Genomic DNA, 15,313 nt, shown 5'->3' with positions numbered 1-15,313 from the left:
AGCATAGTGTTTGCCTACCTAATGGGCAATTAGCGAAAGGGGCGATATGTAGCGTAGCTCTGTCATGATTCCTTGATATTTAAAAGATTAACAAATCAGGAATTGATGCAAAGATAGAAATTAAATTCCATTTACCATGAATTTCGCAATTACACTTTATCTTGCTCGGCTTAAACAGATTAATAACTTTGCAATATGCCAGCCTCGCAAAATATTAAAGTAGCCGTTGATGCCGTAGTATTTGGATATACTTCCAAAGAAGGGTTGTCTGTGTTACTTATCAAACGCAACATCAAACCTTTTAAAGATAGTTGGGCGCTGCCCGGTGGTTTGGTTGGCGACGATGAATCATTGGAGGAAGCCGTTCAACGTGAACTAAAAGAAGAAACCGGCGTTAATATTAATTATTTAGAACAGTTATATAGTTTCGGCAAGCCTGGCCGCGACCCGCGTAACCGGGTTATCTCTATTACTTACTATGGACTGGTTAAACCGGACGCTTTTGAACTGCACGCTGATACCGATGCCGCCGAAGTAGCTTGGTTTAACATAAAAAAGCTTCCCCCGTTGGCGTTTGATCATCACGAAATTTTAAATGCAGCGCACGAGCGTTTGAAAAGCAAAATGCTTTACCAACCGGTGGGCTTTGAACTGCTGGACGAAAAATTCCCCTTTTCTGAACTGGAAAAACTGTACATGGCCGTACTCGACCGGCCGATTGACCGACGCAACTTTAAAAAGAAAATAACAAAGTTTGGTTTTTTAGAGGAAACTACCGAAAAACAAGCATTGTATGGTGCAGGCCGGCCAGGTAACATGTTCCGATTTAACGAGCAAAAATACTTCCAGCTGCAAAAAGAAGGTATCAACTTCGAGATATAAATCATTGAAAATTAAAATAAATGAAAAAATAATTTGCGTATTTAAAACGCATATTTATATTTGCGTATAATTAACGCAAATAGCTATGAAAACAGCAGTTATTATCGCACGCTTCCAAACCCCTTATCTGCACGAAGGGCACAAGCAACTGATCAGTATGGTTAAAGAGAACCATGCCAAATTGATCATTTTATTAGGCGTAAGCCCTTTAGTTGGCAGCCGCAAAAACCCTTACGATTATTATACCCGCGAAAAGATGATCAAGAAAGATTATCCGGAAGTAATTGTGTTGCCGGTAAGCGACCATCCGAGTGACAAAACCTGGTCGGATAGCATTGACAATTTACTGAAAGGCGTTTTCCCGAACGAGCACTTTTGTTTATTTGGCAGTCGGGATAGCTTCATTCCTTATTACGCAGGCCGGTTTGAAACTATTGAACTACCAGAACATGGCGATTATAATGCTACCGAGTTACGCAAACAATATGCGGATAAGGTATTCGACTCCAACGATTTTCGTGCAGGTATTCTATATGCCTTGTATAACCAGTACACCAAGGTATATCCAACAGTTGATATTGCTTGCTTCCGGAATAACAAGACCGAGATACTGCTGGGCAAAAAGGCGACCAATAACAAATGGCGCTTTATAGGCGGTTTTGCCGATCCAGAAGATGCCTGTTATGAAGATGCCGCCAAACGCGAACTGATGGAAGAATGCGGCGAAATGGAGATTAGTGAAATGACCTACGAAACATCACGCAAAATAAACGACTGGCGCTATCGCAACGAGGCCGATAAAATCATCACACTGTTGTTCAGCTGCGATTATATCAGCGGTTCACCATCTGCGCAGGACGATATTATAGATCTGGACTGGTTCCCGGTAACTGATCTTCCGCAGATGATAGAGGACGAAACCATCAGTCCTGAACATTTAGAGATGTTTGAAGTAATCATTACCAAATACCTTAAAAACTAATACCATGAAACGCGAAAATTTGATCCTGTTGGCTGATGCGTACAAATACGCTCACCATAAATTTTACTATCCTGGCACTACCCAAATTTACAGTTACCTGGAAAGTAGAGGCGGTATGTTTGATGAAACCATCTTTTTTGGTTTACAATATTTCCTGAAAGAATACTTGCAAGGCCCTGCTTTTACCCAACAAGACCTGGACGAAGCCGACGGCTTTTTACAACAAGTATTTGGCCGTGATGATGTGTTCGACAAATCTAAATTTCAGTACATCCTTGATCAATACAATGGCCACTTACCCGTTAAAATCAAAGCCGTTGCCGAAGGCACTGCCGTACCAACCAGCAACGTGTTAATGACCATTGAAAACACTGACCCCGAATGCTTTTGGCTCACTAACTTTTTAGAGACGCTGTTAATGCAAGTTTGGTACCCATGCACGGTAGCAACCCTAAGTAACCAGATCAGAAAAGTTGTTACCCGATTTTACAGTGAAACCGCTACTGAGGGTTCTGAAGCCGGGATTGATTTTGTACTGAACGATTTTGGTTTCCGTGGGGTAAGCAGCGTGGAGAGTGCCAAAATTGGTGGTGCTGCTCACCTGATTAACTTCAGCGGCAGCGATAATTTGGCGGGTAGCGGTATGGCTATTAACTATTACGATGCTCAAAAGGTTTATGGGCTAAGCATCCCGGCAACAGAGCACAGCATTTGCACTTTGTTAGGCCGTGAAGGTGAATTGGAGATTTTTAAACACGTGCTGCGCAGCTTCCCAACCGGCACTATTGCTTGTGTATCTGATAGCTTTAATATTTTTAAAGCTTGCCGTGAATACTGGGGTGGTGAGTTGAAAGAAGAAATCTTAAACCGCGAAGGCACCCTGGTTATTCGCCCAGATAGCGGCGATCCTATCATGACCTTGTTGGAAATATTTAAGATCTTGTTTGAAACCTTTGGTTTTACCACCAACACCAAAGGGTACAAAGTACTACCATCGCAAGTAAGAGTGATACAGGGCGATGGTGTAAATTATACCGAGATCATTAACATCTACAATACCCTAAAAGATAATGGCATCAGCGCCGAAAACCTGGTATTGGGTATGGGCGGTGCCTTACTGCAAAAGGTTGATCGTGATACACAAAAATTTGCCTTAAAATGCAGTAGTGCCATTATTAACGGCAACGAGGTAGCTGTGGAAAAAAGTCCAACCGAAATGGATGCCCACGGCAACATTACACCAAGCTTTAAAAAGAGTAAAGGCGGCCGCTTAAAACTGGTGAAAATAAATGGCATATTTAAAACGGTAAATGAGCCGGAACATCTGGAATTACCTGATGAGCTACATACCGTTTTTGAAAATGGCAATCTGGTTAATACCATTACATTTGAACAGGTGAAGGCTAACGCCAGTCACAAAGCCTAAAATGTTATGATAAAAAAGCTCACCCCACTTATTGGCCTGCTATTCATTGCCGCGCAAATTAAAGCACAGGTTATTATTAAACGTGATACCTCTCATCAAATAAAGGAAGTGGTGGTAACTTATCAGGCAGATAAGTTAACGCCTGTTACCTTTCAAAATATCAGCGGGAAAGATCTGAAAGCCAAATCAACCGGGCAAGAGCCGGCTTACATGCTGTCAGAAACACCTTCCATTACCGTTTACTCTGATGCCGGAAGTACACAAGGTTATTCCTATTTCAGGATGCGGGGTATTGACCAGGCCCGGATAAATATATCATTGGATGGCGTGCCTTTAAATGAGCCTGAAGATCAGGGTGCATACTTTTCAAACTATCCTGATATTATGAATTCGGTAAGCAAGATCCAGATTCAGCGCGGCATTGGCACTAGCAAAAACGGCGTGGGAAGTTATGGCGGTAGTGTGCAGTTGTTTTCTCCAAATCTTTATGATTCTACTTATACCACCATTGGTTTGGGTTACGGATCATTCAACAGCCATAGGATATTTGGCGAGTATAACAGCGGTATGAAAGGCAACAAAGCGTTTTATGTAAGGGCTTCCCAAGTCTATTCAGACGGGTATAAATATAACTCATCAAACAACTCGCAATCAGTTTTTATGAGCGGTGAATTGATTGAGGATAAATCTACTTTTAAAATTAATGCGTTAATCGGTCACCAGCAAAACCAGCTGGCCTGGCTGGGCGTTTCAGAAGCGTTGATCGCACAGGACAGAAGAACAAATGCAGATGAAAATGAACGGGATAACTTTACCCAGGCTTTGCTGCAACTACAGCATTCATGGCATCCTAATACTACTTCAAGCATACAATCAAGCGTTTATTATACCTTCCTGAATGGCAATAATGATTTTAACCCGAATAGCTTTTTAGGGCTACCATCAACCAGCGAGTTGTATAATTATGCATTCCGATCAAACCTTATTGGTTTGTTCAGCAACTATACTTTCTCAAAAAAATCATTTAACTGGACAACAGGCATCCACGGCAATGTTTATGAAAGGCGGCATATCGGCAGTGAAAAAACGCTGGGCCAGCTTTACAAAAACACAGGCGATAAAAACGAGTTCAGCGTTTTTACCAAGGCCAATTATAGTATTAATCAATTCACTCTTTTTGCAGATATCCAGGCGCGTTATGCTTCATTCGTTTATCATGGCGATGTGCCTTTAACTAAACTGGATTGGCACTTTATTAATCCGAAAGCCGGGTTAAGTTTTGCAGTTAACAATCACGCTACGCTGTATTACAGCATTGGCAGAACCGGACGGGAGCCAACGCGTAATGATATGTTTGAAGGCAATGATAACTTATTAGCTGATGCTTCGGGGCATGCAATTATTACAAATACTAACCCCGAGTACGTAGTAGATCAAGAACTGGGGCTCCGGCATCAATCAGGTAAAGTTAACCTGAATTTGAATTTTTACTACATGAGTTTTAAAAATGAGATCGTATTGAACGGACAATTGGGCCCTAATGGTTTAGCACTTACCAACGAAGTAGACCGCAGTTACAGAACAGGGGCCGAACTAAGCATTAACTATAAGATCAACGATAATATTCATCTTATTAATAACTCATCTTACAATTACAGCCGAATTAAGGAGCAAACACAAGCATTTGCCCCCATATTAACCCCATCGGTCATTATCAACCAGGAAGTAACGTATAGCCGAAAAAGTTATTTTATAGGGTTATCGGCCCGTTATCAGGACAGGTCTTTTATCAATTTCGCCAATAACGCTCAGGTTAATCAATACATAACTTTAAACGCAAGGGCGCAGTATGATATTAAAGGCTTTCAATTTGCTATTTTCGTAAACAACATTACCAACACCAAATACTTTAATGACGGGTATGTTGATCCTGATGGTACCAAAAAGTATTTTGTACAGTCACCCACTAATTTTTACACCTCGGTAAAATATACCTTTTGATGCATTTTTTTGAAATAGCAAATACGGCATTCACAGTTTTAGGATATCCAATCAGTTACGTGGAACTGGTGGGTACACTATTTGGCTTGATCTCAGTTTACTATGCATCACGAGCTAATATCTTAACTTGGAGTACAGGTATTGTGAATGAGGTGTTTCTTTTCATCCTGTTTTTCCAGGTGCATCTTTATGCCGATATGTTTTTGCAGGTATACTTTTTTGTAGTAACCATTTATGGTTGGTATAATTGGAAAACCGCAACGGTCGACAACAAAATTGCCACGATCAATACAAATGCACGCTGGTTAACCGCTATTGTCATTATCGTTGGTTCACTGGTAAGTGGCTTTCTCATTAAAAACATCCACTTATATCTGCCCGGTTATTTTAAGGTAGAAGCGGCCTATCCTTTTACAGATTCTTTGGTGATGGTGTTAAGTATCGTAGCCACGGTTTTACTGGCTAAAAAGAAGATAGAAAACTGGCATTTGTGGATATTGGTTGATGCTATTTGCATAATACTATATTTCAAAAAAGGAGTCTATTTTCTATCGTTAGAGTATCTACTCTTTCTTGGGTTAGCGTCATATGGTTTGTACCACTGGAAAAAGCAATTGGCAAATGGTTAAAGCATTTGTATTTGGAAAGTTTCTGCCTTTTCACAAAGGTCACGAAGCCATGATCAGTTTCGCGTTGACGAAATGCGATTTTTTATCGGTGTTAATTTGCTGTGATAACGAAGAAAACATCCACGGCGAAGTAAGAAAAGACTGGATTGAAACTACTTTTGCCGATGCAAACAATATAGAAATAAAAGTGCTTCATTATGATAACCGCTTATTGCCTAACACCTCTCAAACGTCCACAAGCGTTTCAGAACTTTGGTCGTTTGAATTTAAAAAGCATTATCCTGATTATAACTTGGTAATTACCTCTGAACCTTATGGTGAGTTAGTTGCCGATTTTATGGGCATACACCATATTGCTTTTGATCTGACTAAAGGACGATACCCCATTTCTGCATCCCTAATCAGGAATGATCTATTCGCTAATTGGCATTATCTGCCTGATGCCGTTAAACCTTATTTCGCTATTAAGGTGGCCATTTTAGGAACAGAATCTACCGGAAAAACAACCCTGACCGAGCACCTTGCTAAACACTATAACTGTAGCTTTGTATTAGAAGCAGGCAGGGAGTTAATTCCCGATTCAACCAAATTTACTTTTGAGGATCTGCATCTGGTAGCTAATGAACATACTAAAAGAATAGACGAGGCCATTATGGGTGATAGCCCTTTGATAATTATCGATACCGATATTCATATCACAAAATCGTATGCCAGATTTACTTTTGATCGGGAGCTGCCGGTTGATGACCGTATTAACAAAACAAACCAGGCCGACCTATACCTTTACTTAAATATCGACGCTCCTTATTATCAGGACGGCACCCGGCTAAGTAAAATAGAAAGGGATTTACTTGATCGATCTCACCGGGAAGTGTTAACGGATCATCAAATTAAATTGGTGGAAATATCAGGAAACTGGGAAACGAGGTTTGAGCAAGCCGTTTCGGAAGTATCACAACTCATTAAATCAAAACAATGAAAAAAATGTTATTTGCTATAAAGGGCTACGAATACCTGGCCGAAAAAGTAATGACCTGCGGCGACTTTGAGAAAGGTGAACTTGAGGTAAATCACTTTACCGATGGCGAACGCTATCAACGTATCATATCCCAGGTAGAAAGCCGCGATGTGGTATTGATTGGTGGTACCGTTAATGACGAAGCAACTTTAGAACTCTATGATCTGGCTTCTTCACTGGTTAGTTATGGCGCTAATTCGTTAACGCTGGTTATTCCCTACTTTGGTTATTCTACAATGGAGCGCGCGGTATTGAGCGGCGAAATCGTGACGGCGAAAACCCGTGCCCGTTTATTATCAGCTATTCCGAAGTCAAACCGGGGCAATAGGGTTCTGCTGTTCGATCTGCATTCCGAAGGCATCCAATATTACTTTGAACACGATCTTTACCCGGTTCATGTATACTGCAAAGATATCGTGATCAAAGCAGCGCTTGAATACGGCGGCGATAACTTTGTCATGGCCAGTACTGATGCGGGCCGCGCCAAATGGGTGGAATCGTTAGCTAATGATTTGGGTGTTAATGCCGCTTTTATCCTGAAGCGTCGTCTAAAAGGTGATCATACCGAGGTCAGCGCTATTAACGCCGATGTAGATGGCAAAACGGTTATCATTTATGACGATATGATCCGTTCGGGCGGAAGCATTATCAACGCTGCCAAAACCTACAAGGATGCTGGTGCTGGTGATATTTATGTAATTACAACGCACGGCTTGTTTGTGAACGACGGTATCAATAAGCTAAAAAACAGCGGATTAATTAAGAAGTTGATCTGTACAGACTCGCACCTAAACACTCAATATATTAACGATGAGTTTGTAGAAGTAAGAAGCCTGGCGGGACTAATTTGTGAGGTTGTTTAATATTGGTTATTGCACGGCTTTAAACATTCTCAAAGCCAAATCTTCTATATCATCTTTGCGGGCGAGTTGATCTAACCAAGGTTTGGGAATGCTGTCATAACCGTATAACAGTCCGGCAAGCCCACCGGTTACTGCACCTGTAGTATCTGTATCTTGCCCCAAATTAACAGCTTTTAAAACAGCATCTTTATAAGTGTCGGTATTGAGCAGGCAACAGATACTGGCTTCTAATGTATGTAATACATACCCACTGCTGCGAATTTGATTTTCGGGTATCATATCGATCCTGTCGATTAACAAACGGTCAAATAAGCTGGTTTCGTCCCTGCTCATATTTATCGATCTCAAATAGTCCGCAATATCTTTTTGCAGTCGGTTGTATAACGCAAATTTTTCTTCTCCATTTAGAATTCCTAAAGCAAACTCCAAATAATAAAAACAGGCGATTACCGAACGGACATGCCCATGAGTAATAGAAGAAACTTGTTTGATTAACTGATATCTTTCAGACACCGGCTTATCCCTGATGTATACCAACAGTGGCAGCACGCGCATCAACGACCCGTTACCATTGCTTTCTTCCTCAAAATCCCCGGCATGCTGTGCGGGTGTTCCCTTGACCAGTCTGTCGATAGCGCGTTGCGTCGTTATACCGACATCAAAAACGTCGTTATCGGCGGTCCAGTAACTATTATACCGCCAATTGATAAAATTTCGGCCCGTACTTTCCAAACTAAAACCTGAAGCAATGGCTTCGGCCATGCAAAAGGTTAAGGAGCTATCGTCGGAAAAAGTTCCTGCCGGCTTATTGTGCGTACCATAGCCGATCATGTCTGTCACCGGGTGGTCACTTATTTCCTGCCTGCTTTGAAACTCAACCGGAACCCCCAGGGCATCACCAATGGCTACACCGAACAGAATATTTTTACAGATATTTAAGTTGAAGTTGTTATTGCCGCTGCTACTGCTCTCTTTTTGGGTATTTTCCCCATATGCCGAAGGCACCCATTCCGGTCTGAACTCGTTGTTAGCCATTGTATAATTAACTATTTACCAGTTTCAAATACTGAGCGGGCACAGTATCAGTTAGCCAAACTTTATTTTCTGACAGATAAAACGTATAACCGTCTTTGTACATTTCACCTGAAAGTACGTTAAATATCGCAGGCTTGCCGTGTCTGCTTCCTACCTGTATTGCTGTTTCAATATCCTTACTTAAATGTACTTGTTGACGGCTCCGTTTTTCAAGGCCAGTTTGCTGAATGGCAGTCACTGATTTTTCGCCGGTGCCATGATAAAGTACATCCGGCGGAACTTGCGCCTGATAGCCTAATTCAACATCAACTGAGTGCCCCTGGCTCGCACGGATCTTTTGTCTTGCTTCATCAAAGACAAACCGTTTTTTACTATTGGTATCAACCACATGATTTAATAGTTCCAGATCTATGTTCTGCCCATGCGCATTTGCTTGTCTTAATAAGACATCAATATTTACCCAGCCCTGCTCGTCAAGTATAATGCCGATTACCTCAGGTTGATGCCTTAATACCAAGCTTAAAAACTTACTGATGTTGGTTATATCTTTCTCTTTCATAACGTCGTTCAAAGTTAAGTTTATTGGAGCCGGTATTGCATTATCACTTTCATAATTCTTGAGCGTTTTTATCAACTGTGCCTTTATTTGCTTTACTAGAATTCTTGGCCCTAATACCCGCATCTTACTGCCAAACCCCAATAACTCCCGTTCTAGTTCAAAGTTCAGTATCACTTTAATGCTGAATATCTTTCCCGTTTCATCTTCGCTTAAAATCTTTTGTGTGTGGTGCAAGGGCTTAGTGATCACATAAGGTGCATTAGCCGCATCAACCCAAAACACCACCTCACAATCGCGCTGACCGGGCGACTTGGTCACTCCGATACAATCGTTGTAGTACGTTGCCAGATCAAGCGTGCGGTTTTCCCGGTAAGGCTCTTCGTCTACTTCAACAGCTTGTATCCTATCCAAAGCCAGATTCATAATATGGCTATTACGCTTGTGCTGCATCCCCAATACAAACCAGCGGTTACGATATTCTTTCAGCAGGTACCCGCTAAAACAAAAGGTACTGGCTTCCCTGGCTTTAAAGGATTGATAGGTAATACAAATAGCTTTTTTCGCCACTATAGCTTTACGGATCACCTCTATCCACTCCAAACCCTTCAGGTTATCATTCTTCTCAAAATCAATAACCGGACTGCTTTGCGTTTTCTGACTATAGATCTTATCCTCCAGCTTACTCACCATCTCATTCAGGTCGGTAAAATGGTTAAAGCCCTTAAACTGTTTCAGCAAGCCCGACACCTCGCTCAGCACCTGCATATCCTGCTGGTTCAGCGGACTATTGGTAATGCTGTAATTCTTGTCACTGTAGGTGTAATACTTTTTATCCACCACAACAATAGGCGCTTCGTAACCAAGCTTGTTGCTGCGCATCATCTCCATATCGGCTTGTACGGTACGGCGGCTTACACCCGTGTCTATACCCTGGTATTCGTAAATGGCATCGCCGCAGGCTTCGATCAGGTCGTCCAGCGCCCATTTACGGCGACGGTTTTGCAGGCACTGGTCGATGGTGCGGTAGCGGATCAGGGCATTGCGGTTAACAGGCATATTTTAATTTCGATTAGATATTCGATTTTTGGATTGATTAGGTCAAAACTTTCTATCATGATAAACAGCGGTATCATCAATTTGTCCATCCACAATCTGAAGCAATATTTCTTTGGCTTTGTTACGTTCAGAACTGTAAAAACCGATTGTCATGGCATAGCCAAGTCCAAACATCCCAACGGGTATCAGCATAGCTGGGGAAAACTGTCCATTCATCATACCGCTTATCAACATACCTATGCCAGCAAGACCTACACCACCCAGCCAAAAGCACATGAACGCAGCAACAAAAAGGTGTCGGTATAAAGGATGCAAAAGTTCCTCCCTCACCGCTGATTGAATATCAAAACGAACAAAAAGCCTGCAAATCAATGATCGCAGGCTTTTTATTTTTAGTCAAAATCCTATTTTATCCATCAAATCGCATATAAAAAGTGCGTAATTTGGTGAGTAAAATAATTCATTTTCTTACTCACCGAATTGCTTATATCTATTTGAATATCAAGATGTCCAATAAATGAACATCTTGATTAAGATTACTTGCAAGCTTAATTTTGTTTCACTTTAATTCATTAAGTATGAAAACTACTTTTAGCTTGCTTTTTATTTAAAAAAGCCCAAAGTTCAACAAAATAGACTCGTTGCCATTTATTTGCGTATCACTGTAAACGGAGAACGCGCGGAAACCACAACCGGGCGAGAATGCCTGCCGCCTTTACAGAACCGGCCTGAAATTAAAATTTCGGCCACAATGAGGATCAATCAGATAGAACTGAGTTTAGATCCCCTACTCTTTCCCGGTTTAGCTTTGATCTCCAAGAAGTGCAAAAATACATTTGCAGATCATTTTGAATATGAGATACTCGTGTAATTTAGCTCATTAATATGCGGTGAGGTAAAATGGCACCTCCAAAATAAAAAGCACATAAGCAGACCTATAGGCAACTGAATCAAAAGCCCATCAAGGAAAAACATGGTCTTTTGTACCGGTAGAGGTTATGAAAGTTAAGACATAATAAGTGCATAAGTTACGCATTAAGGGATGTATGGCCCACTTGTGGCTGTTGGTAATCCATCTTTTCTCATGGCTTCAATGATCAGGCAGTTGTATACATAGTCCCAACTGGAAGTAACCTCCGAGTCTTGGTTTAAACCATATGGCCACCAGTGCTGCGAATCTCCACTTAATTGTGCACCGGTGCTATTCTGAATCTGATTCAGGATAGTATTGGTATTTTGCCCCTGGTGTTTGCCTCCAACAATGATACCCGTCCACCATGTGGTTGTGCCCGTTCCAAGCGTATGGTTCATTTCATGGAGCGTTGTTCTTAATTTTTGGTAAGTTGGGTCTGAACCATAGCGGATCCATCCTTGATTAGTAGCATCCGCAGTTGCTACTCCAGGTACGTAATTCAGAGTAACCTGCTTGGTGGCCGAAGTATAATTATTTAGATACCATACAGCGCTGTCGGCAGCAAACTGCATCCTGGCATATGCCGCGGTTTCGTCTGCCGTGGGTGCTGCAGATTTATTAATGGTATAGGTAACGTTACCTTTTCCAATAGTTTTAAAAGTTACATCACTGCTATAGCTTACTCCCTTTCCATTAATAGCGTATGCCCTCAAATGGTAAGACGTTCTTTCTGTTAAACCACTAAGTAAGCCACGAAACTTGCCTATCCCTATACTGCTGTGTTTTGCTTTTTTATCTGTAATTAACGGGTTGGCATTTAAGCCCCAGCATATTCCTCTTTCTGTAATGGCGCTACCTCCATCGGCAACCACCTGAACATCTACAGCGGCCAGGGCCGAACCTATGATGAACATAGGAGGTATAGTGAATGTAGCACTTAAAATATCGGCGGTATTGAATATCATTTCATTACCATAAGATGTACCGCCTTTATTGGTTGCATAGGCTCTTACATAATACGTTGTAGATGCTGTTAGTCCGGTTATTGAGCTGGTAAAGGCTCCTGATCCGGATACACTGGATGTTCCGGCTTTATAGTTGCCTATGGTGGGTGTCGGGGTTAAAGCCCAGCAAACACCTCTATCAGTTACCGAAGAGCCGCCGCGATCTACAACAACACCTCCAGCCATTGCTGTAGTTGTTGTAACACTTGTTAAAGTTGAAGTTGTTAATGTTGCAATAGCACCACCGGTTGTTGTTGATGGTATTGTAGGTGTTACTTCTCCACTCTGAGTACTCTTCTTACAGTTTGTTAGAAAAAGCACCAGTGCAAATAATAAAATATAAACACTATAGTATGTTTTTTTCATATTAAATTGATTAAAGGCTTGATAATAAATAGTGCATTAAGGATACCAAAACTTCACACTGCTTTGGTATCCTGTTAATGGTAGGTTATTAGTTACAAATACTTTATTGTGTAAAGCCTTACTGTTTTTATTTTAGAGTAAAAACCCGTACTGCCTGTTCCGCCGGTCATGGTAGCTTCAAATCCGATAGACACTGTAGTACTTGCTGTTAACGTAAATGTCATTGCGGTAGTAGGCATCTGTAAGCTGGCATATCCAATGGATGCTGTTGGAACGCTTGTTACAGCTGGTAAAGTAGTTCCGGCTGCAACAACCATGTACCTTGTTCCACCGGTATTTTGGTCTACGCCGCCAATCTCAAAAGAATAAGTACCTGCGGGTAATACTACAGTTTGATAAATGAAACCGTTTGTAATATCTGGAAGCCCCCAACCGGCCTCTAAAGAGATAAAGCCTACACCTGAGCGATTTTCGTATCCTCCATAACCACTTGCATTTTTAACAGCCGCGTTTGTAACCCAATCAGAAAGGATACCCCAACGGTTTCCGGTAATGGAAGAATAGTTTACCGGAGAACCGGTATTTTTTAAATAAGTAGTGGTTACATCCTGTTTAACAAACTTTGGAACAACTCTTGATACAAAAGCTGTACTAAAAGTATCAATACTGATAGTATCGGGCAGGAAAAGTGTACGATATTTCATAGTAGAACTTAATTTAAAGCTCGTTATTATGGTAGTATCTGTTTTTATAGGGATCCTTAATGTTTTTTCCACGTTATTGGCATCCACGTAAACAACTTCGGTAGCAAAAACACCGGTCAAACGGTCCATACCCTCCCAGGCAATTTGAGTTAAGCCGTTTTCCAGAGTTTGTGCTGATGCGACCCCCCTGTTAACAAGGGCAGATTGATATCTATCTGCATACACTCTTCCTGTTTTATAAACTGGAATAGATCTGTTTCCTGAACCGTCATAGGTGTAGATAGTGAAATTCTGCACACCTTCGGTTAGATTATTGATGGAGATATTCAGCGTATCTACAGCGTTTTTTCTAACAACAGGAACTATGATAGAATCTGCCTTATTGTTCCAAAATATTATACATTTTGTAATTTTAGGATCGGCCAGAAAAAGGCCTTTTACAACCACCCTGCTACGACCAGAATAAATCTTCACCGAGTCTACCTTACCCGTGTAAGATATTTCTCCTCCTGTCGTAAATTTTTTATAGGCGTCCATCTTGCTGCATGAATACATCATGCCTGCCAATAGCAATGGCAAAACAAGAAACAGTAGATTTTTACTTTTATTGCTTATATGATTTTTCATATTATCTAATTGTTTTTTAATATTTTACCTTGGGTCCCCATAAACCTGTACTTCAGAAATACTCATAAAAGAAGTACCTTGCCAGTTTTTGATGCTCTTGATCCTTAAGTATCTAAACTTTTGAGCCGAGATAGTGAAACTGTAGCTAATCCCCACATTGGCAAAGTTGTAATCTTCGCTGGTTTGTATGCCATACCCACTTCCCGAAGGTTTTACACTGCTAAATTTCCCTAGTAATGTCCAATTGTTAAAGCTTCCGTCACTCGGCGGGTTATCAGAACCATATACCTCAAAATCTTTGATGTCGCCGCCATAGTAATAGGCACGGCCCGCGTTCAAATATTCAGGATAGTCCCAAATCACAATCCGGCTTAAATTGGCCAATTTACCAATATCAAAAGTCACCCATTGCGGTGTAAGTATAGCTGTTGAAGTGAGGGATATATTAGGCCAATTAATAATATCATTATCCCACATTTTCGATAAACCGGTAGATGCATATTGCTGGCCCACATCGGTAGGTAACAAAACTGCTTTATAACCAGATTTAGGGATTGTAGTTTCGTACAAAGGCTTCAATGTGGTGTACAAAGTATCCGTATAATTTAACCATCTGTCGCGTATGGTAATGGCAAACTTTTGCGATGTGGTATCCAAGCCTCTAACAGATTGATCTATTTGAACTGCAGCTGTATATATATTTCTGGATGTAGGAATATATTTCCCTTTGCTATAAGTCATCAGCTCTATCGCCAAATCGGCTTTGGTAAGGTTATCGGCTAAAAACTTAAGTCCTCCAAAATCTGCAAGTACCTTTAAGCTTCTATATACCGCCCATATTGGGTTTTCCAGGGGCTTAACCACAACAATAATAGGATCAGAAGCCACTTCGCTCCTGTTCACAGCGTACAATTTTACTTGATGTTCCTTCGTATCGGCAAAACCTTCTAACGTTAAGGTATTGCTGTAATAAGAAGCCTTAACTTCCATTTCTTTACCTGTGCCTAAGGTATAAACTGCTTTGATGTATAGCAGATCTTTATCACCGGGTGCTATATACGTTAAAACAGCAGTACCCGGACCATTAGTTACCGTCACTTTTGACACCGCACCCGGAGGAGTTGTGTTACTTTCCAAAGGTGAAACTTTGTCTTCCTTACACCCTGAAAACATTATAGTTATTGATAATAACAATAAAAACAGGTTCATAATCATTTTTTTCATAACTGTATCTTTTAATATTTAAAA

13 protein-coding genes and 1 pseudogene are annotated in these 15,313 nt (G+C 41.0%); 9 read left to right on the top strand and 5 right to left on the bottom strand.

What is annotated here, in order from left to right; genetic code table 11:
• Positions 1-195: 195 nt before the first annotated feature.
• The 7 genes from ABIN91_RS21980 to prs all read left to right on the top strand — a co-directional run bounded on the left by ABIN91_RS21980 (position 196) and on the right by prs (position 7,801).
• Positions 196-882 carry an NUDIX domain-containing protein gene (locus ABIN91_RS21980; RefSeq protein WP_348053768.1) on the top strand — a complete coding sequence of 229 codons (687 nt, stop codon included), beginning with the start codon at positions 196-198 and terminating at the stop codon, positions 880-882.
• Between the two features lie 85 nt (positions 883-967).
• The gene (locus ABIN91_RS21975) at positions 968-1,864 is read left to right on the top strand and encodes an NUDIX domain-containing protein (protein ID WP_348053767.1); all 897 of its coding nucleotides are present in this window, start codon (positions 968-970) and stop codon (positions 1,862-1,864) included.
• A gap of 4 nt (positions 1,865-1,868) precedes the next feature.
• Positions 1,869-3,290 (top strand): nicotinate phosphoribosyltransferase, encoded by a 1,422-nt coding sequence (locus ABIN91_RS21970; protein ID WP_348053766.1) that lies wholly within the window; start codon positions 1,869-1,871, stop codon positions 3,288-3,290.
• Positions 3,291-3,296: 6 nt separating this feature from the next.
• Complete coding sequence (locus ABIN91_RS21965; RefSeq protein WP_348053765.1) at positions 3,297-5,291, top strand: TonB-dependent receptor; 1,995 nt, start codon at positions 3,297-3,299, stop codon at positions 5,289-5,291.
• The gene (gene pnuC, locus ABIN91_RS21960; protein WP_348053764.1) at positions 5,291-5,920 is read left to right on the top strand and encodes a nicotinamide riboside transporter PnuC; all 630 of its coding nucleotides are present in this window, start codon (positions 5,291-5,293) and stop codon (positions 5,918-5,920) included. The genes ABIN91_RS21965 and pnuC overlap by 1 nt, the downstream gene beginning before the upstream one ends.
• Positions 5,913-6,899, top strand: coding sequence for an AAA family ATPase (locus ABIN91_RS21955; protein WP_348053763.1), 987 nt, complete (start codon positions 5,913-5,915; stop codon positions 6,897-6,899). Before pnuC ends, ABIN91_RS21955 begins: the two co-directional genes overlap by 8 nt.
• Complete coding sequence (gene prs, locus ABIN91_RS21950) at positions 6,896-7,801, top strand: ribose-phosphate diphosphokinase (RefSeq protein ID WP_348053762.1); 906 nt, start codon at positions 6,896-6,898, stop codon at positions 7,799-7,801. Before ABIN91_RS21955 ends, prs begins: the two co-directional genes overlap by 4 nt.
• A gap of 6 nt (positions 7,802-7,807) precedes the next feature.
• On the opposite strand, the gene ABIN91_RS21945 is transcribed toward prs, so the two are convergent.
• A complete protein-coding gene (locus tag ABIN91_RS21945) occupies positions 7,808-8,836 on the bottom strand; it encodes an ADP-ribosylglycohydrolase family protein (RefSeq protein ID WP_348053761.1) in 1,029 nt (342 codons plus the stop codon).
• Between the two features lie 7 nt (positions 8,837-8,843).
• Entirely contained in the window at positions 8,844-10,451 is a 1,608-nt protein-coding gene (locus ABIN91_RS21940; RefSeq protein WP_348053760.1) for an RNA 2'-phosphotransferase, read from the bottom strand.
• Between the two features lie 57 nt (positions 10,452-10,508).
• Between ABIN91_RS21940 and ABIN91_RS21935 the strand changes: the two genes are divergently transcribed.
• Together ABIN91_RS21935 and ABIN91_RS21930 are read left to right on the top strand one after the other, a co-directional pair.
• The gene (locus ABIN91_RS21935) at positions 10,509-10,757 is read left to right on the top strand and encodes a hypothetical protein (protein WP_348053759.1); all 249 of its coding nucleotides are present in this window, start codon (positions 10,509-10,511) and stop codon (positions 10,755-10,757) included.
• 307 nt (positions 10,758-11,064) lie between these two features.
• Positions 11,065-11,322 (top strand): annotated as a pseudogene (locus ABIN91_RS21930) (hypothetical protein); the annotation flags it as partial.
• A gap of 164 nt (positions 11,323-11,486) precedes the next feature.
• Here the strand turns inward: ABIN91_RS21930 and ABIN91_RS21925 are convergent.
• The 3 genes from ABIN91_RS21925 to ABIN91_RS21915 all read right to left on the bottom strand — a co-directional run bounded on the left by ABIN91_RS21925 (position 11,487) and on the right by ABIN91_RS21915 (position 15,289).
• Positions 11,487-12,734 (bottom strand): hypothetical protein, encoded by a 1,248-nt coding sequence (locus ABIN91_RS21925; RefSeq protein ID WP_348053758.1) that lies wholly within the window; start codon positions 12,732-12,734, stop codon positions 11,487-11,489.
• A 92-nt stretch (positions 12,735-12,826) separates the two neighbouring features.
• Complete coding sequence (locus tag ABIN91_RS21920) at positions 12,827-14,065, bottom strand: DUF4998 domain-containing protein (protein ID WP_348053757.1); 1,239 nt, start codon at positions 14,063-14,065, stop codon at positions 12,827-12,829.
• 24 nt (positions 14,066-14,089) lie between these two features.
• Positions 14,090-15,289, bottom strand: a complete 1,200-nt coding sequence (locus ABIN91_RS21915; RefSeq protein ID WP_348053756.1) for a DUF4959 domain-containing protein — start codon at positions 15,287-15,289, stop codon at positions 14,090-14,092.
• Between the last annotated feature and the right edge of the window lie 24 nt (positions 15,290-15,313).

This window comes from Mucilaginibacter sp. (genome assembly GCF_039921305.1).
GTDB lineage: Bacteria > Bacteroidota > Bacteroidia > Sphingobacteriales > Sphingobacteriaceae > Mucilaginibacter.
This window is presented reverse-complemented; position numbering and strand designations above follow the sequence as displayed.